At 71.2% G+C, this 20,689-nt stretch carries 22 protein-coding genes; 10 read left to right on the forward strand and 12 right to left on the reverse strand.

What is annotated here, in order from left to right; genetic code table 11:
- Positions 1 to 164: 164 nt before the first annotated feature.
- The 4 genes from ACFWVV_RS02580 to ACFWVV_RS02595 all read right to left on the reverse strand — a co-directional run bounded on the left by ACFWVV_RS02580 (position 165) and on the right by ACFWVV_RS02595 (position 3,829).
- Positions 165 to 1,289: an LLM class flavin-dependent oxidoreductase gene (locus ACFWVV_RS02580; protein ID WP_384342404.1), complete on the reverse strand. Its 1,125-nt coding sequence runs from the start codon at positions 1,287 to 1,289 to the stop codon at positions 165 to 167.
- A gap of 175 nt (positions 1,290 to 1,464) precedes the next feature.
- Positions 1,465 to 2,250: an SDR family NAD(P)-dependent oxidoreductase gene (locus ACFWVV_RS02585; protein WP_384342402.1), complete on the reverse strand. Its 786-nt coding sequence runs from the start codon at positions 2,248 to 2,250 to the stop codon at positions 1,465 to 1,467.
- A gap of 109 nt (positions 2,251 to 2,359) precedes the next feature.
- A complete protein-coding gene (locus ACFWVV_RS02590) occupies positions 2,360 to 3,307 on the reverse strand; it encodes a TIGR03619 family F420-dependent LLM class oxidoreductase (protein WP_384342400.1) in 948 nt (315 codons plus the stop codon).
- Between the two features lie 174 nt (positions 3,308 to 3,481).
- Positions 3,482 to 3,829 carry a YkvA family protein gene (locus ACFWVV_RS02595; RefSeq protein WP_384342399.1) on the reverse strand — a complete coding sequence of 116 codons (348 nt, stop codon included), beginning with the start codon at positions 3,827 to 3,829 and terminating at the stop codon, positions 3,482 to 3,484.
- Positions 3,830 to 4,146: 317 nt separating this feature from the next.
- On the opposite strand from ACFWVV_RS02595, the gene ACFWVV_RS02600 reads away from it, so the two are divergent.
- The 3 genes from ACFWVV_RS02600 to ACFWVV_RS02610 all read left to right on the forward strand — a co-directional run bounded on the left by ACFWVV_RS02600 (position 4,147) and on the right by ACFWVV_RS02610 (position 5,813).
- Positions 4,147 to 5,028, forward strand: a complete 882-nt coding sequence (locus ACFWVV_RS02600; RefSeq protein ID WP_384342397.1) for an NAD(P)-dependent oxidoreductase — start codon at positions 4,147 to 4,149, stop codon at positions 5,026 to 5,028.
- A 99-nt stretch (positions 5,029 to 5,127) separates the two neighbouring features.
- Entirely contained in the window at positions 5,128 to 5,376 is a 249-nt protein-coding gene (locus ACFWVV_RS02605) for a type II toxin-antitoxin system Phd/YefM family antitoxin (RefSeq protein ID WP_384342395.1), read from the forward strand.
- On the forward strand, positions 5,373 to 5,813 hold the full coding sequence (locus ACFWVV_RS02610) for a PIN domain-containing protein (protein WP_384342394.1): 441 nt from the start codon (positions 5,373 to 5,375) through the stop codon (positions 5,811 to 5,813). Before ACFWVV_RS02605 ends, ACFWVV_RS02610 begins: the two co-directional genes overlap by 4 nt.
- A gap of 155 nt (positions 5,814 to 5,968) precedes the next feature.
- On the opposite strand, the gene ACFWVV_RS02615 is transcribed toward ACFWVV_RS02610, so the two are convergent.
- The 4 genes from ACFWVV_RS02615 to ACFWVV_RS02630 form a co-directional block, all read right to left on the reverse strand.
- A complete protein-coding gene (locus ACFWVV_RS02615; RefSeq protein ID WP_384422592.1) occupies positions 5,969 to 6,400 on the reverse strand; it encodes an RNA polymerase sigma factor in 432 nt (143 codons plus the stop codon).
- Between the two features lie 141 nt (positions 6,401 to 6,541).
- Positions 6,542 to 7,075: a GNAT family N-acetyltransferase gene (locus ACFWVV_RS02620; RefSeq protein ID WP_384342392.1), complete on the reverse strand. Its 534-nt coding sequence runs from the start codon at positions 7,073 to 7,075 to the stop codon at positions 6,542 to 6,544.
- Between the two features lie 325 nt (positions 7,076 to 7,400).
- A complete protein-coding gene (locus tag ACFWVV_RS02625; RefSeq protein WP_384342391.1) occupies positions 7,401 to 8,135 on the reverse strand; it encodes an adenylate kinase in 735 nt (244 codons plus the stop codon).
- Positions 8,136 to 8,353: 218 nt separating this feature from the next.
- Complete coding sequence (locus ACFWVV_RS02630; RefSeq protein WP_384342389.1) at positions 8,354 to 8,524, reverse strand: hypothetical protein; 171 nt, start codon at positions 8,522 to 8,524, stop codon at positions 8,354 to 8,356.
- 153 nt (positions 8,525 to 8,677) lie between these two features.
- Here ACFWVV_RS02630 and ACFWVV_RS02635 point away from each other — a divergent pair, with 153 nt between their 5' ends.
- Entirely contained in the window at positions 8,678 to 9,724 is a 1,047-nt protein-coding gene (locus tag ACFWVV_RS02635) for a hypothetical protein (RefSeq protein WP_384342387.1), read from the forward strand.
- A 13-nt stretch (positions 9,725 to 9,737) separates the two neighbouring features.
- On the opposite strand, the gene ACFWVV_RS02640 is transcribed toward ACFWVV_RS02635, so the two are convergent.
- Complete coding sequence (locus tag ACFWVV_RS02640; RefSeq protein WP_384342385.1) at positions 9,738 to 10,973, reverse strand: amidohydrolase family protein; 1,236 nt, start codon at positions 10,971 to 10,973, stop codon at positions 9,738 to 9,740.
- A gap of 405 nt (positions 10,974 to 11,378) precedes the next feature.
- Between ACFWVV_RS02640 and ACFWVV_RS02645 the strand changes: the two genes are divergently transcribed.
- The 3 genes from ACFWVV_RS02645 to ACFWVV_RS02655 all read left to right on the forward strand — a co-directional run bounded on the left by ACFWVV_RS02645 (position 11,379) and on the right by ACFWVV_RS02655 (position 15,496).
- Positions 11,379 to 14,477 carry a BTAD domain-containing putative transcriptional regulator gene (locus ACFWVV_RS02645; RefSeq protein ID WP_384342884.1) on the forward strand — a complete coding sequence of 1,033 codons (3,099 nt, stop codon included), beginning with the start codon at positions 11,379 to 11,381 and terminating at the stop codon, positions 14,475 to 14,477.
- A gap of 122 nt (positions 14,478 to 14,599) precedes the next feature.
- Positions 14,600 to 14,746, forward strand: coding sequence for a hypothetical protein (locus ACFWVV_RS02650; RefSeq protein ID WP_384342383.1), 147 nt, complete (start codon positions 14,600 to 14,602; stop codon positions 14,744 to 14,746).
- Between the two features lie 336 nt (positions 14,747 to 15,082).
- The gene (locus ACFWVV_RS02655) at positions 15,083 to 15,496 is read left to right on the forward strand and encodes a DUF6247 family protein (RefSeq protein WP_384342381.1); all 414 of its coding nucleotides are present in this window, start codon (positions 15,083 to 15,085) and stop codon (positions 15,494 to 15,496) included.
- Positions 15,497 to 15,563: 67 nt separating this feature from the next.
- On the opposite strand, the gene ACFWVV_RS02660 is transcribed toward ACFWVV_RS02655, so the two are convergent.
- From ACFWVV_RS02660 to ACFWVV_RS02670, 3 genes are read right to left on the reverse strand one after another with little or no spacing between them, the layout of a single operon-like run.
- Entirely contained in the window at positions 15,564 to 15,959 is a 396-nt protein-coding gene (locus tag ACFWVV_RS02660) for a hypothetical protein (protein ID WP_384342379.1), read from the reverse strand.
- Positions 15,959 to 16,291: a hypothetical protein gene (locus tag ACFWVV_RS02665; protein ID WP_384342377.1), complete on the reverse strand. Its 333-nt coding sequence runs from the start codon at positions 16,289 to 16,291 to the stop codon at positions 15,959 to 15,961. The genes ACFWVV_RS02660 and ACFWVV_RS02665 overlap by 1 nt, the downstream gene beginning before the upstream one ends.
- 46 nt (positions 16,292 to 16,337) lie before the next feature.
- Positions 16,338 to 17,954 (reverse strand): FadD3 family acyl-CoA ligase, encoded by a 1,617-nt coding sequence (locus tag ACFWVV_RS02670; protein WP_384342376.1) that lies wholly within the window; start codon positions 17,952 to 17,954, stop codon positions 16,338 to 16,340.
- Between the two features lie 100 nt (positions 17,955 to 18,054).
- Between ACFWVV_RS02670 and ACFWVV_RS02675 the strand changes: the two genes are divergently transcribed.
- The 3 genes from ACFWVV_RS02675 to ACFWVV_RS02685 are packed head-to-tail and all read left to right on the forward strand — an operon-like array spanning position 18,055 to position 20,621.
- Complete coding sequence (locus tag ACFWVV_RS02675) at positions 18,055 to 19,203, forward strand: lipid-transfer protein (protein ID WP_384342374.1); 1,149 nt, start codon at positions 18,055 to 18,057, stop codon at positions 19,201 to 19,203.
- A gap of 6 nt (positions 19,204 to 19,209) precedes the next feature.
- Complete coding sequence (locus tag ACFWVV_RS02680; protein ID WP_384342372.1) at positions 19,210 to 19,767, forward strand: Zn-ribbon domain-containing OB-fold protein; 558 nt, start codon at positions 19,210 to 19,212, stop codon at positions 19,765 to 19,767.
- A 35-nt stretch (positions 19,768 to 19,802) separates the two neighbouring features.
- Positions 19,803 to 20,621: an enoyl-CoA hydratase/isomerase family protein gene (locus ACFWVV_RS02685; protein WP_384342882.1), complete on the forward strand. Its 819-nt coding sequence runs from the start codon at positions 19,803 to 19,805 to the stop codon at positions 20,619 to 20,621.
- The last annotated feature ends 68 nt before the right edge of the window (positions 20,622 to 20,689 follow it).

Here is a 20,689-nt window from a genome sequence, read left to right on the forward strand (position 1 = left end):
GGCGCGGCACGCCGAATCAGCACAGCCCGCCGCAGGCACGGCAAGCCGCCCCGGCCCGTGCCGCCCGCACCTTCGGCGCCCCGGACAGGCGCCCCGGACACCCCGCCCCGTGGGAATCGGGAACTCACCCCCGGCGGGGGCCAGGGGGCCCCGCAAGGGCCCCCTCAAGCCACCTGTCCCCGCATCCGCGAAGTCCTGTGCACCGGATCCGTGTCGATCCGAGGAATCACATGCTCCCCGATCAGCCGAATCGTGTTCATGGTGTCCTCGGGCGACACCCCGATCGGCAGCCCGAAGGAGAGCTGGTCCGCCCCCGCCTGGTCCCACCTCTTGCACTGTGTCAGCACCTCGTCCGGGTCACCGCAGATCATCAGCTCCTCCGCGATGAGCAGCTCGATGATCTCCTCGGTGTACTCCGGCAGCAGTTCGGGCCACTGCGGGATGCCCTCCGGGCGGGGGAAGGTGTCGTGGTAGCGGAACAGCAGCGACTGCAGGTAGTTGAGCCCGCCGCTCACCGCCACCTGCACCGCCTTCTCGTGCGTCTCCGCGCAGATGGCCGTCGACGTCACCATGACGTTGTCGTTGACGAACGCCCCGACAGGCTCCGCGTCCTTCACCGCGTTCTTGTACGACTCGACGACCCACTCCATGTCGGAGACCTTCTGGACGCTGAAGCCCAGCACCCCGAGCCCCTTCTGCCCCGCCATCGCGTACGAGGACGGCGAGCCGGCCGCGTACCACATGGCCGGGTGCCCCTTCCCGTACGGCTTGGGCAGGATCTTGCGCGGCGGCAGCGACCAGTGCTTGCCCTGGAAGCCGACGTACTCGTCCTGCAGCCACATCTTGGGGAACTCGGCGATCGTCTCCTCCCAGATCTCCTTGGTGTGGTTCATGTCGGTGATGCCCGGCATGAAGCCGAGGATCTCGTGCGATCCGGCGCCCCGCCCGCTCCCGAACTCGAAGCGTCCGCCGCTGAGGTGGTCCAGCATGGCGACCTTCTCGGCCACCTTCACCGGGTGGTTCACCGGGGCCAGGGGGTTGAAGATGCCCGAGCCGAGGTGGATGCGTTCCGTCGCGTGCGCCAGGTAGCCGAGGAACACGTCGTTCGCGGACAGGTGCGAGTACTCCTCCAGGAAGTGGTGCTCGGAGGCCCAGGCGTACTTGAACCCCGACTTGTCCGCCTGGATGACGTACTCGGTCTCCTCGATCAGAGCCTTGTGCTCTGCCTCGGGGTCGACCTTGGCGCGCGCGGCGGGCACGTAACCCTGTACGAAGAGACCGAACTCCACGGAACTTCACCGTCCTTGGGGTGTCGAGTGGTGCACCACTCTGCTTCTGACGCATCGTCAGATTCGGATAGGGCCGACTGTTCCACCGGCGCGGTACGCCGTCAATGCCTGATGCCCCGTCAGATATGGCTACCCGGGGCTACGGCTGCCCGGAGCTCCCCGGCGCGCTCCGGACTCAGACGACGCTCACGCCCGCCAGCCACCCGCCGTCGATCACGAAGGGCTGTCCGGTGATGTACGAGGAGTCGTCCCCGGTCAGGAAGAGGACCAGTTTGGCGACCTCCTCGGGCAGGCCGATCCGGCCGAGCGGAACCAGCTTCTTGTAGAGCCCGGCGACGGCGGCCCGCGACTCCTCCGGGTCCACGCCCGGGTCGAGCACGGACGGGTTGGTCATGGGGGTGTCGACGGCCCCGGGACACACGGCGTTGACGCGGATACCCTTCGCTGCAAGCTCCATCGCGGCGACACGGGTCAGGCCGAGGATGGCGTGCTTGGTGGCGGCGTACGCGCCCACGTAGGCCATGCCGGTGAGTGCCGTGTAGGAGGCCGTGTTGACGATGGTGCCGCCGCCGGCCGCCTCGATCTCCGGGGCGAGGGTGCGGATGCCGAGGAAGGCGCCCACCTGGTTGACCTGGATGATCTGCTGGAACTCCTCCAGCGGGGTGTTCACGAGCTCGTTGAAGCGCAGGATGCCCGCGTTGTTGACCAGCCCGTCGATCTTCCCGAAGGTGTCCGTGGCGACGGTCACGGCGGCCGCCCAGTCCTCCTCGCGGCTCACATCGAGACGGACGTAGCGGGCCACGTCCTCGCCGAGCTCCTTCGCCAGCGCCTCTCCCTGGTCGTCCAGCACGTCACCGAGCACGACCTTCGCGCCCTCCGCGGCGAACAGCCTGGCCTCCTGCTCGCCCTGTCCGCGCGCGGCTCCGGTGATGACGACGACGCGTCCGTCGAGCTTGCCCATGAGCGGGTACCTCCTACGAGTCGGCTACTGGTCGAGGTGCGGGGCATCACAGGGCGTGCGTGATCACTACTGGTCGAGGTGCGGGGCCATCACAGGGAACGCGTGCTCACTACTGATCGAGGTGCGGGGCCACTTCCGCGGCGAAGGCCGTCATCTGGTCGATGAGTTCGTCGCGGCTGCGGCTGCGGAACCGCACCTGGACCTGGTGCACACCCATCGCCCCGTACGCGCGCAGCGACTCGGCGAGGGCCTCGGGCTTGCCACTGAGAGTGCGCCGCCCGACGTCCCAGCCCGCGTCGCCGACGTACAGGGGCTCGACGATGGCACCGATCTCGATGGGCTCCTCCACCCCGGCCTCCTCGCGCAGCCGCAGCAACTTGGCTATTTGCGCCGGAAGTTGCTCGCGCGGGTCGCCCTGGGGCAGCCAGCCGTCACCCCGTACGGCGGCCCGGCGCACGGCGGCGGGAGAGGACCCGCCGACCCACACCGGCACCCGCTCCCGCGCCGGGCGGGGCAGCTGTCCGAGCCCGCTGAAGGCGTACCGCTCCCCCGCGAACTCGGGGAACTCCTCAGGACCGAGCGCGGCGCGCAGTGCGTCGATCGACTCGTTGAGCACCGCCCCCCGCCCGGGGAAGTCGGCGCCGAGCACGTCGAACTCCTCGCGTACGTGACCGGCGCCGACCCCCAGGATCAGCCGCCCGCCGCTGAGGTGGTCGAGGGTGGCGTACTGCTTGGCCAGCGCGAGAGGATGCCGCAACCCCAACACAGCTACGTGCGTGAGGAGTTGCACCCGTTCCGTGGCGGCAGCGAGGTAGGCCAGGGTCGCCACCGGGTCGTGCCAGACCGTACTCATGCCCGCCGCGAGCCGGCGCGGTATCGCGACGTGGTCGCAGCAGGCGAGGTACGCGAACCCGTTCCGGTCGGCGGCCCCGGCCACCTCCACCAGGTCGGCGGGACCGGCCCCGGCCTCCCACTCCTCGGCGTAGATGCGGCTCTGCGACTGGACAGGAAGCTGCATCCCGTACGACAGCCGCCCTTCGGGCAGGACTCGAACCATGGGGACCCCTCGCCGGGTGTCGTCCGACACGAGATGACGCCCGGTCATACTCGTACCTGACGACCCGTCAGGCAAGGGGCCCGGGGGTGCCGGCTGTTTCCACGTCCGCCGGCACGGGGCCCGGGGGTGCCGGCTGTTTCCACGTCCGCCGGCACGGCGGTGATCGCCCACCCGCTACTTGCGGAGCTGCTTCTCCGGCCACTCGTCCGGCTGCCGCTCCAGCGTCCTGTCGCGCCGCCCGGGCCGCACGCCCGCCTTCTCTGCCGCCGTCTGGAGTGACTGGAGGACAAGCAGCATGATGCCGATGTCGTCCAGATAGACGGGGTCGGGGATCAGGTCGACCGGGCTGAGCAGGTAGATCAGCGCACCCCAGAACACGAACTTGTTCTCCACCGGGATTCCGGCATCGGTGAGCAGCTTGCGCGCCTTCACCATCTTCACCAGGACCACCACGGCTCCCACGATGGTCGCGAGGGCGAGCACCCCCACCACGATCAGCAGGATCGTCATCCCGTCACTCATGTCGCACTCCTTGCGTCGGCGGACGGCACCCCTCTGCTACCCGTGTACCCGAACGGAGCCGTCGCTCCCCGTCCACACGCCGGACAAAACGAGACACAACTCACGAATCTCTACCGCGCAGACCTCCTCGCCCCCGCCCCTCCGCGCGAGGACCTCGCACTCCAGCCCACCCACCTCGAGGTAACCACCCACTATTTAGTGCGTACTTGAGGCGCTCCGGCATCGATACGAAGCTGAAGGCAGCCCACTCGGGCACTTACTTCGCCCACTCGGGCACTTACTTCGCCCGCTCGGGCACTTATCCTCAAGGAGCACCTGTGAGCAGCAAGGCACCCGTGACCGTTCTCGGCCTCGGTCTGATGGGTTCGGCCCTGGCGGACGCGCTCGTCACGGCCGGGCACCCGGTCACCGTGTGGAACCGCACCCCCTCGAAGGCGGACGCGCTGGTGGCGCGCGGGGCGGTACGCGCGGACTCGGTTCGCGAGGCGATCGAGGCGAGCCCGCTGGTGATCGCCTGTCTCCTCGACTACGACACGCAGCGCGCCCTGCTCGATCCCGTCGCGGGCGCCCTGCACGGTCGCACCCTGGTCAGTCTCACCAACGGTTCGCCCGCCCAGGCCCGCGACACCGAGGCGTGGGCGCGGGCGCTCGGCGCGTCGTACCTGGACGGCGGCATCATGGCGATCCCGTCGATGATCGCGGGCCCGGGGGCGTTCATCCTCTACAGCGGCGCCCAGGACCCCTTCGACGCGCACCGCCCGACGCTGGAGGCGCTGGCCGAGGCGAAGTACCTGGGCACGGACGTGGGCACGGCTGCGCTGTACGACCTGGCACTGCTCGGCGGCATGGACATGATGTTCGCGGGCTTCTTCCACTCGGTGGCGGTGGCCACCTCCCACAAGGGCACGACGGCGTCCGGCTTCACGGAGCTCTTCGTGAGCTGGCTGACGAGCATGGTCGCCGCCACGCCCATGATGGCCGCCGACATCGACTCCGACGGCCCCCCGGCCTACGAGCAGACCCTCGACCTGGTCCTTTCGGCCGCCCGCAACATGGGAGCCGCGTCCCGCGAGGCGGGTGTGCGCACGGACTGGTTCGACGGCCAGGTGGCGGAACTGGAGTCCCGCATCGCGGCGGGCCACACGACCTACACGGCGAAGGAAGCGGTGCGGCTGCTGCGGGTGACGGAGGAGGGGTGAGGGGGCTCCTCCGGCGTTCGGCCCGACGAACGGGGCGGGCGGCTCCCGAGGGAGCCGCCCGCACAGCGAACCCCCCTCCCGCGTAGTAACTTGTACTACATGGAAACCACGGCTCGGGAGTTCAACCAGAAAGCGTCGCAGATACTCGCTGCGGCGGCACGAGGCGAGACCGTTACGGTCACGAAGAACGGCGTTGCCGTTGCGCGGGTCGTCCCCATCGACGAGGAGCCCGTCCCGCCCTACCCCACCGACCCCATGGGCGACCTCCTCCTCCCCGACCTCGGGCTGCCGGACCTCGGCGACGACGAGATCGAGGACACACTCAGGGGGATGGGGGCGCCCTCGTGATTGCCATCGCCGACACCAATGCCCTCTACCGCCTCCTTGACCCTCGTCTCACGGGGCACGAAGCACACAGGAGAGGGCTGGCTGAAGTCAGCCACCTCATCGTTTCACCGATGGTCCTGGCCGAGCTGGACTACCTGATCTCGACTCGGGCCGGAGTCGAGAAGGCTCTGGCGGCGGCTCGATTCATCGAGCGCTACACAGCTACCCGACGGTTCGAGGTACCGCCGGTCGCTACGCATCTGTCAGCCGCCATCGCGGTGGCCGAAGGCTACGCGGATGCCGACGGGGGCAAAGGCATTGGCCTGACGGATGCGATGAACGTGGCGTTGGCGGCCGCCTACGGCACCGACGTCATGTTCACCACGGACCGGCACTTCCGCATGGTCCGGCCGCTGACCGGCCACAAGGCGTTCCGGCTGCTGCCGGACGACCTGTAAGCGGCACCGGTACCCGTCCCACGGTGCCCCGTCAGCCCGTCCGTCGCGACGACACCATCCCTCGGCTGGCGGGGGCGAGCCCGCGGTAGGCGGTCACAAGCCCTTACTTCCGGTCCGCCATCCGTGCCATCCCCAGGTTCTGGCAGATGCGGGCGTCATCGCCGGGGAAGACCATGGCCCGTCCTTCGCGTACGCAGGCGACGAGCGGGGGAACTTTGCCCTCCCCGGGGCGGGCGACGGGGATGACCACCGGCTGCTTCGGCAAATCGGGGCCGGCCGGCCCCGCCGGGGTGATCAGCCCCGCCTCCCACAGGCTGGCACACCCTCGCAGGGCGGAATCGACGGTGAGCGTGGACGTTCGTCGCGATCCCCAGCAGCCAGGGCCGCACGCTCTCACCCTCGTCACGCAGCTTCTCGCGCCGCCGCCACGCCTCCAGGAAGGTCAGCGACACCACGTCCTGGGCCAGGGACCAGTCCCCGCACGACCGGACGGCATGGCGGTACACCAGCTGGGCGTGGTCGCGGAACAGCTCCCGGAACACCTCGGGGTCTCCCGCTCTGACGCGGTCGTGCACAGAAGACGTCACGTCAGGGGTTGTCCGCCCGCCGGGCGGGAGTTCCCGTGACCCGCGTCACACGGAGCAGCTCCGACGGTCCGGTCGGCCGCCCGATTGCTTGCGGTACTCACCGGGTGGCCACGGCACCCACGGCCGGGCCCGGCCCATTGCTCACCCCACCCGCCGCTCCAGCACCATTCCCGGCCAGCTTCCGACCGTGAACGGGGTGGTGGCGGTGAAGCCGTTGCGTGTGTAGAAGGCGACCAGTTCGCCTCCGCCACCCGCCCAGCAGTCGACCCGCAACAGGTCCACGCCCGCCCGGCGGGTCTCCTGCACGGCGTGGGCGAGCAGGGCCGCTCCGATGCCCTGCCCCGCGTGCTTGCGGTCGGTGACCAGGAGGCGGACGTACCGCTCGGGTTCTTCGGCCGTGGGGATGGCGGGGACCTGGGGGTTGGGGCCCGTGGCAAGTACGAGGGTGCCGACGGGGGTGCCGTCGAGTTCCGCGAGGTGCGGGGCGTTTTCGGTGGTGTAGCGCTGGACGCGCTCCACTCCGCCGGGCTTCTGGGAGTACGGCGTCGTCCCCCACTGTTCGGTGTTGCCGCGTGCGTTCATCCACGCCACCGCGCCGTCGAGCATGTCCAGGATGGCGGGCACGTCCGCCGGGGTGCCGGGGCGGATGTGGATGCCGGGTCTGCTGTCGTTCATGGCGGGCAGTTTAGGGGCGGCGGGGCGGTTCCGCCGGGGACGTCGCTCTGCCTCCAGGGGCGGCCGACCTGAGCAACCGGACATGAGTGACCGACAGTTGGGGCGGACGCGGCCGCTGTGATCCACGGTGGACGTCTCTACTCACAGCATGCTGTTCGCGCGACGGGTGGCGGGCCTCAACGGGGAGCGTGGAGCGGCACATGGTGTGGGGAGTGGGCGGTGCGGAGCTGCCCCAGCGCACCGGCCGGTACGTCGTGGAGCGGGAGCTCGGCGCGGGCGGCATGGGCACGGGTGTCTCGCGCGCTCCCGTGGCGGACGCATCACCTCAAGGGCGGCGGTGCTCTGCCTGTGGAGGCTGGCCAGCTGCCGGTGCAGGATGAGGCCCCGGGCCGGTGGGCCCAGTACTGCCGGGACGCTGGCCGATCGCGGCGAGCACGCGGGTCAGGACTTCCTGGACCTGGCCGAGGGCCGAGATCGTGGTCACCAGACCCTGGGGCCGGTAATGGTCGATGACCGGCGCCGTCTCGCTGCGATACACCTCCAGTCGCTTGCGAACGGTTGCCTCGCGGTCGTCGTCGCGCTGGTACAGCTCACCGCCACAGACGTCGCAGACTCCCGCCACGTCCGGCGGGCGGAAGTCGACGTGGAAGATGTGTTCGCGGTCCTGACGGCACAGCCGTCGTCCAGCGATCCGCCTGACAGCCTGGTCCTCGGAGATCTCCAGGGTGAGCACGGCGTCCAGTCGCGACTTCGAGTCGGCCAGGATGCCGTCCAGCGCCTTGGCCTGGGCAAGATTGCGAGGGAAGCCGTCCAGCAGGAATCCGTGTGCGGTGTCCGCACGGGCAAGGCGTTCTTCGATCACCCCGATCGTGACCGCGTCCGGTGCCAGAAGGCCGACGCCCATGTGCGTGCGGGCCTTCTGCCCGAGCTCGGTGCCCCGGTCGATGTGCTCACGAAACAGGTCACCGGTGGAGAGGTGCTCGATCGACAGGTGCGCGGCGAGGCGCACTGCTTGCGTGCCCTTGCCGGCTCCGGGCGGCCCGATCAGGAGGATGCGCATCGATGAGGTGTCCCTTCGTCGTGCGTGGCCGTCAAGTCGCCCCGGACACAGGATCGCCGCGCACCGACGGCATCGCCCATCCGGCAGGCCGCCCCATGGGGGGTGGGGACAACCCAACCATGCGACCTCGCCGCGGTGAAGTTGATATGCGTCCGGCTCGTCCCGATCCTGCGCCACCGCGGCCGTCCGACGGACGGCCGTGTTCGAGCAGCCGCTCTTTACGGGCCGATCCGTACGCGCACGGTCTTGCCGCAGTGCTCCCGCAGGCACCAGGTGATCTCGCCGCCGAGGGCCCGAACGAGGCGCAGTCCCCGCCCGGCCTCGGCATCTCCAGCACGTCCTGGCCAGCCGACGCGCTCGGCGACTACTGGACCGGTTCGGGTGAACATTCCCAAACGGGCACACCGCGTGGCTAGTTGATGTACTACCGTCATCGCGTCATCACCCTCCGCGTGCGGTACGGCGCGTAGGGCGGCCCCCGTCGGTGCTACCAACACCAAGCGAGGGCCTCACCACAGACGCTCAGGCAAGGAGCTCCCGCGATGTTTCTGCATGCTATCCCGCCCTCCCGGGCCTTCACCAAGGTGCCCAACGCGCTTTTCCTGCGCACCACCCTGGACATCGAGGCCCGCTTTCTCCTCGCGTACCTGGGCGGACTCAAGCCCGCCGAGCAGCATGCGCCCTTGCAGGTGCTCGCCACCAAGCTCGGCATGAAGGGCACCGTCTTCAAGCGGGTCAAGAAGCAGCTCATCCAGCACGGATACGTGTACGACCACCGCGCTCAGGGCGCGAAGGGGCTGTGGTTCACCGAGCAGTGGGTGAGCACCGTCCCCCTGACCAAGGGCGAGTTCCACGCCCTGCGGTCCGAGCAGGCCTCTCCGGGTGTCCGGTATCCGACCGTCGGTGAGCCGGGGGGTCCGTCCGTCGGCCGCTCTACCGGTACTTCCCAGACCAACAGCAACAACACTTCCCCCACCCGCCCACCCCAAGACCCGGCGGGGATGGCGGAAACGGCAGGAGCGGCTGCGCCGACCGCTCGCGGGGCGAGCACCCCGCAGGGCGCGTCCGGGGGCGCGGACCCCGAGCCCCACTTCGCCCTCGCGGAACGCATCCTCAGAGACCTGCGTACCGTCCGCGGCGACCTCGTACTCAGCTTCCGCAACATCCGCTATCTCGCGGGCACCGTCGCCGAACAGCTTCAACAAGGGCTCCCCGCCTGGGAGATCCACCACGCCCTCACCCACGCGCTCCCCGGTGACCCGATCCTGAACGCCGCAGGATTCGTCACCCACCGCCTCCGAAAGAACGTCCCCGACCCGGCCGGGCTCGCCGCCTCAGCCGACGGGGCCGGAGGACAGTCCGCGGTGGCACCCGCACCCGAACCCGCACCCGCCCCGGTCCGCCGGGCCATCGTCGAGTGCCGGGGGCCGGGACGCCCCGGCGAGCACGTCTTCCGGCCCGTCGCCGAGGAGACCTTCTGCGAGCCGTGCCGCCGCGCCCACCCCCGCCTCGCCGCCTTCGCGGAACAGGAACACGGCGGCCACTGGGCCCCACTGTCCAGCCCGAGCGCTACGGAGCCTCCGTTCTGAGCGGGGCCACCCCCTACCCGCGGCCACCCCCGGCCCCCCGCCACAGCCCCTCCCCCGTCAGGTCCAGCAGCTCGATCGCGTTGCCGCGCACGATCGCTTCGACCACCGACGGTTCCAGGTGGCCCATCTGGGACTCGCCGACCTCCTTCGACTTCGGCCACGTCGAGTCCGAGTGCGGGTAGTCCGTTTCGTACAGGACGTTGCCGACGCCTATCGAGTCCAGGTTCTTCAGGCCGAACGCGTCGTCGAAGAAGCAGCCGAAGACGTGGTCGGTGAAGAGTTCGGACGGGGGGCGGTGGACCTTGTCCGCCACGCCGCCCCAGCCCCTGTTCTCCTCCCACACCACGTCCGCGCGTTCCAGGATGTACGGGATCCAGCCGATCTGCCCCTCCGCGTACATGATCCGCAGGCCGGGGAAGCGCTCGAACTTGCCGCTCATCAGCCAGTCGACCATCGAGAAGCAGCAGTTGGCGAAGGTGATGGTGGAGCCGACGGCGGGCGGGGCGTCCGCCGAGGTGGACGGCATCTTGGAGGACGAGCCGATGTGCATGGCGATGACCGTGCCCGTCTCCGAGCAGGCCTCCAGGAACGGGTCCCACTCGTCGGTGTGGATGGACGGCAGGCCCAGGTGCGGCGGGATCTCCGAGAACGCGACCGCCCGCACGCCCCTCTCCGCGTTGCGGCGTACCTCCGCCGCCGCCAGGTGGGCGTCCCAGAGCGGGACGAGGGTCAGGGGGATCAGCCGGCCCCGCGCTTCGGGACCGCACCACTCCTCCACCATCCAGTCGTTGTACGCCCGCACGCCCAGCAGGCCCAGTTCGCGGTCCTTGGCCTCGGTGAACGTCTGGCCGCAGAAGCGCGGGAAGGTGGGGAAGCAGACCGCCGACTGGACGTGGTTGACGTCCATGTCGGCCAGGCGGTCAGGGACCGAGAAGGACCCCGGGCGCATCTGCTCGTACGTGATGACTTCGAGCTTGATCTCGTCCCTGGAGTAGCCGACGGCCGTATCCAGCCGGGTGAGCGGGCGGTGCAGGTCCTCGTACACCCACCAGTCGCCGACGGGGCCGTCGTCACCCTTCTCCCCCATGACCGGGGCGAACTTGCCGCCGAGGAACGTCATTTCCTTCAGAGGGGCGCGGACGATGCGCGGACCCACGTCGCGGTACTTGCGCGGGAGCCGGTCCTGCCAGACGCCGGGAGGCTCCACCGTGTGGTCGTCCACCGAGATGATCTTCGGGAAGCTGTCCATGTGTGTCTCCACCCATCTCCGTCAGCAACGTCCGCCAGCAACGCCCGTCACGCTACCGCCGATCTGACGATCCGTCAGGTGGGGGTGGCTGCACTTTCTGCGCACGGGGCGCACGGGGCGCACACCGAATGCTTCCGCTCGGCCCCGAATATTGAGCTTCCTCTGAGGTTTGCGTACTGACGCGCCCCGCATGCGCAAGGCAGACTGACCGGTGCTGACCGGTTCCGCACACATGCGACAAGGGGCGGTACGGGGCTCGGAGGAAATGGTTCCGTACGGCGGTTCGGCAAAGGTCCGGCGGTGTTCGGCAAGGTCCGGATGCGCCCGGCAACGGTTCGGCGGGGTCCGGCACACGCCGGACAGGGCGGCTCGGCAAGGGCGAGGGGGAGTGCGATGGACGACGGCATGTCGGAGGGTTCCGGGGGGACCGGAGGGGCTGGACCCGAGGCCGTGGCGGCTTCCGGGGGGAGCGGGGCCGCAGTGGCTTCCGGCAGGCCTGAGGCCACAGTGCCTTCCGGCAGGCCCGGGGCCGCAGTGGCTTCCGGGGGCGCGGTGGCTTCCGGGGGCGCGGCGCCCGCCACCGCCCCGCCCGCCGGGGTCCGCTTCAGCCTGCTCGGGCCCGTCCGCGCCTGGCGGGACGGCGAACCCGTGGCCGCCGGATCGCCCCAGCAGCGCGCCCTGCTCGCCCTGCTCCTGCTGCGCGACGGGCGCACCGCCACCGCCGCCGAGCTCATCGACGGGATCTGGGGCGACGAGCCGCCCTCGCAGGCGCTGTCCGCGTTGCGCACGTACGCCTCCCGGCTGCGCAAGGCGCTCGGCGCAGACGTCCTGGTGAGCGAGTCGGGCGGGTACGCGATCCGGCCCGTCGCCGGCGCGCTGGACCTGGGGGTGGCCCAGGAACTGGCCGCCGACGCCGAGAAGGCGCGGGCGTCGGGGGACCGCTGCCTGGCGCGGACCCTGTACGGCAAGGCCCTCGGGCTGTGGGACGGCGAGGCGCTGGCCTCCGTACCCGGGCCCTACGCGGAGTCGCAGCGGGTCCGGCTCGAGGAATGGTTCCTCCAGCTCACCGAGGTGCGGCTCGACCTGGATCTGGAGGTCGGCTGCCACTCCGAGGCCGTACCGGAGCTGACCGCCCTGACCGCAGCCCACCCGCTGCGCGAACGGCTGCGGGAGCTCCTGATGCTCGCGCTCTACCGGTGCGGGCGGCAGGCCGAGGCGCTGGCCGTCTACACCGACACCCGGCGGCTGCTCGCCGACGAGCTGGGGGTCGATCCGAGGGCGGAGCTGTCCCGGCTCCAGCAGCGGATCCTGGCGGCCGACGCGGAGCTGGCCCAGCCCGCCGAGCCGGCCACCACGGCCGCACCCGCGACCGTACGCCCCGCCCAACTCCCGGCTTCTATACCGGACTTCACGGGCCGGGCCGCGTTCGTACGGGAGCTGAGCGAGCGGCTCGCCCACGCCGGGACCAGCGTGATGGCGGTCTCCGCGCTGGCCGGCATCGGCGGGGTCGGCAAGACGACCCTCGCGGTGCACGTGGCGCACGCGGCGCGGCCGCACTTCCCGGACGGGCAGCTGTACGTGGACCTCCAGGGGGCGGGCGGGCGCCCCGCCGAGCCCGAGACGGTGCTGGGCGCGTTCCTCCGCGCCCTGGGCACCCCGGACTCGGCGATACCCGAGTCCCCCGACGAGCGGGCCGCGCTCTACCGCTCGACGCTGGACGGCCGCCGGGTCCTCGTACTCCTCGACAACGCCCGGGACGCCTCCCAGGTCAGACCGCTGCTGCCGGGAACCGAGGGCTGTGCCGCGCTCGTCACCGCGCGGACCCGGATGGTGGACCTGGCAGGGGCGCACCTGGTCGACCTGGACGTGATGTCGCCGGAGGAGGCGCTCCAGCTGTTCACCCGCATAGTGGGCGAGGAGCGGGTACGGGCGGAACGCGAGGCCGTGCTGGACGTGGTCGGCGCGTGCGGGTTCCTGCCGCTGGCCATCCGCATCGCGGCGGCCCGGCTGGCCGCGCGGCGGACCTGGACCGTCTCCGTACTGGCGACGAAGCTGGCGGACGAGCGGCGCCGGCTGGACGAGCTCCAGGCCGGGGACCTGGCGGTGAAGGCCACCTTCGAGCTGGGCTACGGGCAGCTGGAGCCCGCCCAGGCACGGGCGTTCCGGCTGCTGGGGCTCGCGGACGGCCCGGACATCTCGCTGGCGGCGGCGGCCGCCGTGGTGGGGCTGCCGGTGCACGAGACCGAGGACCTGCTGGAGGCGCTGGTCGACACCTCCCTCCTGGAGTCGGCGGCCCCGGGCCGCTACCGCTTCCACGACCTCGTACGCCTCTACGCGCGTGCGTGCGCGGAACGGGACGAACAGCAGCCGGAGGAAAGGCAACTGGCTCTCTCGCGGCTGCTGGACTTCTATCTGGCGACGGCGGCGGGCGTGTACGCGCTGGAACGGCCGGGCGACCGCCTGGTGGACCACCTCGCCGAAACCGCCTACCCGGGTCTGACCTTCGCGGACCGCAGAGCGGGCGAGGACTGGCTCTACGCGGAGGCGGACCCCCTGCTGGCGTGCGCGCGCCAGGCGGCGGGGGCGGAACTGCCCGCGGGGGGCGGGGCGTTGCGGCGGGCCGCCGATCTGCTGTGGGCCGCGCTCGACCTGGGCGAGTCGGGTGCCAACGTCAAGCAGTTCGAGTCCACGGCGCGCGTGCTGCTCGCGGCGACCCGCACGGGCAGGGACCGGCAGGCACAGGCGAGGGCCCTGGTGGCGCTGACGCTCGTCCACCACGCTTCGGGCCGGTTCACCGAGGCGGACGAGGCGGCGGCGGAGGTGGTGCTGCTCTCGCCGGAGGACCAGGACCCGTTGCCCCGCTGCTGGGCCTCCAATGTGCGGGGCATCCTGGCGTACTACCAGAACCGTTTCCCCGACGGGGAAACGCACCTCAATGACGCGATCGCCAGCTTCCGCCGGGTCGGCGACCGGCCGGGCGAGGCCAGTGCCCTGTGCAACCTCTCCCGCAACCACCTCGCGACCGGACGCACGTCCAGCGCCGTCGCGCTCGCACAGCAGGGCATCGACATCTATGTCGGCATGGGGCACTCCCTGCGCGGCGCCAACGCACGCTACGCGCTGGGCATGGCGCTGACGCAGGACGGGCGGCACGACGAGGCGACGGACCAGCTCAACGAGAGCCTGGAGGTGTTCCGCAGCTGCCGGCAGCGGCTGTGGGAGGGCATGACCCTCTTCCGGCTCGCCGAGGTCGACCTCGCGGCCAGGCGGCCCGCCCCGGCGGCGGCGAAGGCCGAACAGGCGCTGTCGGTGCTGTACGACATCGGCGGTGAGTGGCGGCGTGCCAACGTGCTGAGCCTGCTGGGGCGCGCCCTGCACGCCGTGGGCCAGCCCGGCCGGGCCCAGGTGTGCTGGCGCGAGGCACTGAGCATTTTCGAGGCCTCGGGCTCGTCGGAGGCGGCGGAGGTGCACTCCCTGCTCGCCGCCGTCGCACAGTCGTCCTAGTCATTCATCGTTTGTTTATCGCCGTACGGCATCGTCGTTCCTGCCGCATCCGTCGCGTCGGGGGGCAGACGGGCAACGGCGACTCGACCCCACCGCTCGCACACCAATTTTCAGGAGAAGCCATGAGCGACGCCAAGCAGCCCGACGCCACGACGCAGGACCAGCACACCACGACCGAGCCGGTCAAGGTCCAGCGCGACCAGCACACGACGACGGAGCCGGCGAAGACCCAGGGCGACCAGCACACCACCTCGGAGCCGGCCAACTAGGACCGCACCACCGCACGGGGGACCCTCCCGGGGGGGGGGAACGGGGGACCTTCCCCGGGGGGGCACGGGGCACGGGGGTACGGCCGCGGCGGCGCGGAGGGGGAGCCGTCGCGGCCGTCGTGTTTCCCGTGCCCGGGAGCGGCGGGCACGGACCCCGCACCGTGTGACGTACGCGTGCGGATCCGACGCAACCAGGACCACCCTTTCCACCCTCCTCCCGTACGAGACAGCAGGATCAGCGCGCCACGAAACCCCAGGCCACAGGCCCTGGGCGTCAACCCCGGGCTCAGCCAGGGGCCGCCGGACCGCACGTCCCGCAAGACCGGAAGGACCGGAATGACCGCCCCACGACATGCCGCGACCGCCACCGCCCCCAGTGTCACCGAACCGGCGGCCGGCAAGATTTCCGGGCCCGTCTCCGCACCGCTCCTTCCGCGCCCGGACCGCAGCACCGCCGGGCTGCGTGCGGCGGTCGTGCGGCTGGTGCCGCGCCAGCTTCCGGAGATGGAGCGGCAGATGGAGGAGGCCCTGTCCCTCGCGGCCCGGACGGGCAGCCTCGCTCCGCTGACCAGGTTCCTGGAGACCTGGGCGGTCACGGTGGAGATAGCCCGCATACCGTCGGCGGCGGCCCGCCTGCGCGAGGCGGAACAGACGGCCCGCTCCGTCCGCCAGAACGACCCGGCGTGGCGCACGGCCATGGACACCATCGGCAGCCTCCAGTCGGCGGCCCGCGCGGCACTGGAGCTGTGACGGATCCCTTCGACCGGAGAGCGCCTCGGGCGGCGGGGGCACACGTCCGCCAGAGGGGCGCCTCCTCCTACAGCGGCACCACGCGCACCGTGGGCGGGCACAGTTTGGTCATGTCGTCCTCGTCGGAGGTGAAGAGGGCGACCCGGCCCCGCTGACGGCCGGCGATCACCGCGAGGGCCGCGTCGATCGCGTTCTTGTGACCGTGCAGACCGGTCTGGCGCAGCAGCCTGACCGCCTCCTCCGCGATCTCCTTCGTCACCGATTCCACGACGACACGGGACATCGTCCAGGACCAGGCAGGGATGCTGATCCTGTCGTGATAGGCCTCGATGAGGGTCATGGAGCTGGTGAGGACGGGCATCCTCCTCTCGTACGCCTCCGCGAGAATGCCCTTCATCGCGCTGTCGCCCCGAGCCGCCCTGGACAGCGCCTCGCAGTCCAGCACCACGCTGGTAGTGGTCATCAGGCGTCCGCCGATCGGTGATCCGGAGACTGGGGAGCCGGAGACTGTTGGCTCGGGGACTGGCGGTCCGAGGACTGGCGCCCCTCAGCCTCCCGCTCCTCGAACCATCGCTCGATGTCGTCGAACTCGGCCTTCGCCGCCGCCCGGGCCTCCGGCGTCACAGGCCCGTACTCCTTCTCCAGCCACGTCACCAGTTCACCCAACCGGTCGTTGTCCCTCTGCCGCTTCACGGCCTGCGTGACGTACGCGCTGAACGCCCCCGGGCCCACCTCGCTGCGGATCTCCTCCGCCAGCTCCTCGGGCAGGGTGACGGTGTACTTCTTGGTTGCCATACCAGCGACCATACCGCAGAGAACGTGACCCACGCCGCTTCGCAGGTCAGCTCCCCTCCCGCCCCCGCAGCTCCCCCTTCACCACCTTTCCGCTCGCGTTCCTCGGCAGTTCCGGTACGAACGCGACCTCCCTGGGGACCTTGAAGTTCGCCATTTCGCGGCGGGACCACGCGATGACGTCGTCCGCCGTGAGCGGGGTGCCCGGGCGGCGGACCACGAAGGCCTTGCCGACCTCGCCCAGGCGGGGGTCGGGGATGCCGACGACCGCGACGTCCGCGATCTGCGGGTGCAGGCCGAGGAGTTGCTCGATCTCGGCCGGGTACGCGTTGAAGCCGCCGACGATGTACATGTCCTTGATGCGGTCCGTGATGCGGAGGTTGCCCGCCTCGTCGAGGACGCCCACATCGCCCGTGCGGAGCCAGCCGTCGGGGGTGAGGGTGGCCGCGGTGGCCGACGGGTCCTCGTAGTAGCCCCGCATGACGTGGAAGCCGCGGACCAGGACCTCGCCCGGGGTGCCGGGCGGTGCCGGGGTGCCGTCGGGGGCCTCCACGCGTATCTCCGTGCCCGGGATCGCCCGTCCCGAGGTGGTCGCGACGGTCTCGGGGGCGTCGCCGCGGCGACACATGGAGACGATGCCGGAGGCCTCCGAGAGGCCGTACGCGGTGAGGACGGTGGCGATGGCGAGCTCCGAGCGGAGACGTTCGACGAGCTGGAGGGGGACCACCGCCGCCCCCGTGACGACCAGGCGCAGCGCGGAGAGGTCGTGGGCACCGCGGGAGGGGTGGTCCAGGAGTGACTGGTGGAGGGTCGGGGGGCCGGGAAGTACGGAGACGCGCTCGGCGGCGATGTTCGCCAGGACCGTGTCCACGTTGAAGACCGGCTGCGGGATCATCGTCGCACCCCTGGTCAGGCAGGCGATGATGCCCGCCTTGTAGCCGAAGGTGTGGAAGAAGGGGTTGACGATGAGGTAGCGGTCGCCCGCCCGCAGGCCCGCGAGGTCGGCCCAGATGTCGTACGCGCGCAGGGTCTGCTCATGGGTGATCACCGCGCCCTTGGGGCGGCCGGTGGTTCCGGAGGTGTAGATGAGGTCGGAGGGGGTGGAGGGGGAGATCTCGGCCGCCCGTGCGCGCACCGTGGCACCGCTCACCGATTCACCGCCGGCGAGGAAGTCCTTCCAGGTCAGGAAGGTTTCCGGGGCGCCGTCCTCGGCCAGGACCACCACATCGGTGAGGTCGGGCAGGCCGGGAAGGGGGCCGTCGCCGGGGCCCTCCGCAGCGGCCCGGCGCAGGGAGGCGACGTACGACGTGCCGAGGAACGTGCCGGTGACGAAAAGCAGTTTCGCGCGGGAGCTGCGGCAGATGTACGCCGCTTCCGTCCCCTTGAAGCGGGTGTTGAGGGGGACCAGGACCGCGCCCGCCGTGACCGCGCCGAGTGCGCTGACGATCCAGTCGAGGGTGTTGGGGGCCCAGACGGCCACCCGGTCGCCTCGCTCGATCCCGCGGGCGAGACAGGCGGCCGCCGCGCGCTCGACGCGCTCGCCGAGTTCCGCGTAGGAGACACGGGTGCGTCCCTCGACCACCGCCTCGCGCGCCCCGTACTCCGCGGCGGCCCGCCGGACCAGCTCCGGGATGGTGTTCCACCGCATCCGCTTGCCACTTCGCATCGCGAGCACTCCCTACCACCACTAGCTGACTATCCGTCAGATTAGCTGTAGCCTGACGCGCTGTCAGCAGTCAGGACGCTCGCGGAGGTGGCCCCGGACCATGACAGGACTCAAGGACGCGACGGCGATAGTGGGGATCGGGCAGACCGCCTTCGCCAAACAACTCCCGCAGAGCGAGAAGGAGTTGGCCTGCCGCGCGATTCTTGCCGCGCTCGACGACGCGGGGATCGACCCTTCCGAGGTCGACGGACTCGCCTCGTACACGATGGAGGAGACGGACGAGGTCGAGGTGGCGAAATCCTTCGGGGCGGGCGACCTGACCTTCTTCTCCAAGGTGGGCTTCGGGGGCGGCGGCTCGTGCGCGACCGTCGCACACCTCGCGTCCGCCATCGCCACCGGCCAGGCGAGCGTCGGGGTGGCGTGGCGTTCAAGGAAGCGGGGCAGCGGCCCAAGACCGTGGCGCAATACGGCGGTCCAGCTGCCGACCCCCGCCCAGTGGACCCGGCCCTTCGGGCTCCTGCGCCCGGCCGACGAGATCGGCATGCTGGCCCGCCGCTACATGCACGAGTACGGCGCCACCCGCGACCACCTCTTCAATGTGGCCCTGGCCTGCCGGAACCGGGCGAACCAGAATCCGGCCGCGATGATGTACGAACGGCCGCTGACCCGCGAGATGTACATGACCTCCCGCTGGATCAGCGAGCCGCTCTGCCTCTTCGACAACTGCCTGGAGACGGACGGCGCGCTGGCGTGCGTGCTCGTGAGCGCGGAACGCGCCAGGGACTGCCGCCGCAGACCGGTGTACGTGCACTCCGCTGCCCAGGGCCTGCCCGCCCAGCACCACGGGATGGTCAACTACTGGAACGACGACCCCCTCACGGGCCCCGCCTGGACGGCCGCCCGGCAGCTCTGGAAGCAGGCCGACTTCGGGGCCGGGGACGTGGACGTGGCGCAGATCTACGACGCCTTCACCCCGCTCATCCCGCTGTCCCTGGAGGGGTACGGGTTCTGCGGGCGCGGCGAGGGGGCCGCGTTCACCGAGGGCGGCGCGCTGGAGAGCGGCGGCCGGCTGCCGATCAACACCGGCGGCGGCGGGCTCAGCGAGGCGTACGTGCACGGCTTCAACCTCATCAACGAGGGCGTGAAGCAGCTGCGCGGCACGAGCACCGCCCAGGTCCCCGACGCCGCCACCTGCCTGGTCACGGCGGGCGAGGGCGTCCCCACGTCCGCACTGCTGCTGAGGAGCTGACCGCTGATGACCGCTGCCGACGAGGGCCTGCTGAACCCGGTCGCGGGCGAGGGCCTGCCGAGTCCTGTCGGGGGCGAGGGTCCGCCGAGACCTGTCGGGGGCGAGGGCCTGCTGGTTCCTGTCGCGGACGAGGGCCTGCTGGTTCCTGTCGCGGACGGCGACGGCGCCCCCTTCTGGGAGTACGCCGCGCGCCGCGAGCTCCGCGTCCAGTCCTGCGCGGACTGCCAGGAACTCCGCTTCCCGCCCCGGCCCTGCTGCCCGCACTGCCACTCGTTCGACTGCGAGTGGCGGCTGATGAGCGGCCGGGGCACGATCTGGTCGTACGTCGTCCCCCACCCGCCACTGCTGCCCGCGTACGCCGCCCAGGCCCCGTACAACGCGGTGATCGTGGAACTGGCGGAGGCCCCGCGCATCCGGCTCGTCGGGAACGTGGTCAGCGCCCCGGACGCCGCACTGGACTCCGTCGATCCGGGGCGGCTGCGGATCGGGGCGAAGGTGCACGTGACCTTCACACAATTGCCGGACGGCACCACGGTGCCGCGCTGGCTGCTGGAGCGGCCGTGAACGGGGCGGCCGGGAACGGGACGGCCTGGGACGGGATGGCTGGGAGCGCGCCACCCGGGGACGGGACGACCGGGAGCGCGCCGCCCGGGGTGCGGGTGGAGCGGGACAAGGAGAGCGGGGTCGCGGTCGTCACGCTGGACCGCCCGGCGAGGCTGAACGCGATCGACCTGGCCACGGCTGCCGAACTGGCAGCGGTGTGGCGGGAGTTCCGGTACGACGACACCGTACGGGCGGCAGTCCTCACCGGGGCGGGCGGCAAGGCCTTCTGCACCGGCATCGACCGCGACGCCGAGGTGCCGCAGCCGGCGTCCCCGTACTCCGTCGACGATCCGCTGCTGAAGATCGGCCCGAAGGCCAACGACCTCTGGAAGCCGGTGGTCGCGGCGGTGCGCGGGATGGCGTGCGGCGGGGCGTTCTACCTGCTGGGCGAGGCGGAGTTCGTGGTGGCGGGCGAGGGTGCGACCTTCTTCGACCCGCACACCACGTACGGGATGGTCAGCGCCTACGAGACGGCGCTGCTGGCCCAGCGGATGCCGTACGGGGAGATCGCCCGGATGGCGCTGCTCGGCACGGCCGAACGGATGTCGGCACGACGGGCGTACGAGGTCGGCCTCGTCTCCGAACTGACCCCGGACGGCGCCGAGCTGGCCGCCGCACTGCGGTCCGCAGAGGTGATCGCCACACATCCGACGGAGGCCGTACAGGGGACGGTGCGGGCGGTGTGGGCGACGAAGGAGGCGGCCCTGACCCAGGCCTTCGCCCAGGCGCCGCACCTGATCGCACTGGGGAACCTGCCTGCGGAGCGGCAGGCGGAGCTGTTCGACGGACGGAGGCAGGACTTCCGGATCCGCTGAGCACGCGCGCGTGGCGCGCATCGGGCAGGCAGCTCCTTCTCGCGGCGCGGGCCGGGTCGGGCGGGCGG

This window comes from Streptomyces sp. NPDC058663, from assembly GCF_042716745.1.
In the GTDB taxonomy this organism is placed as follows: domain Bacteria; phylum Actinomycetota; class Actinomycetes; order Streptomycetales; family Streptomycetaceae; genus Streptomyces.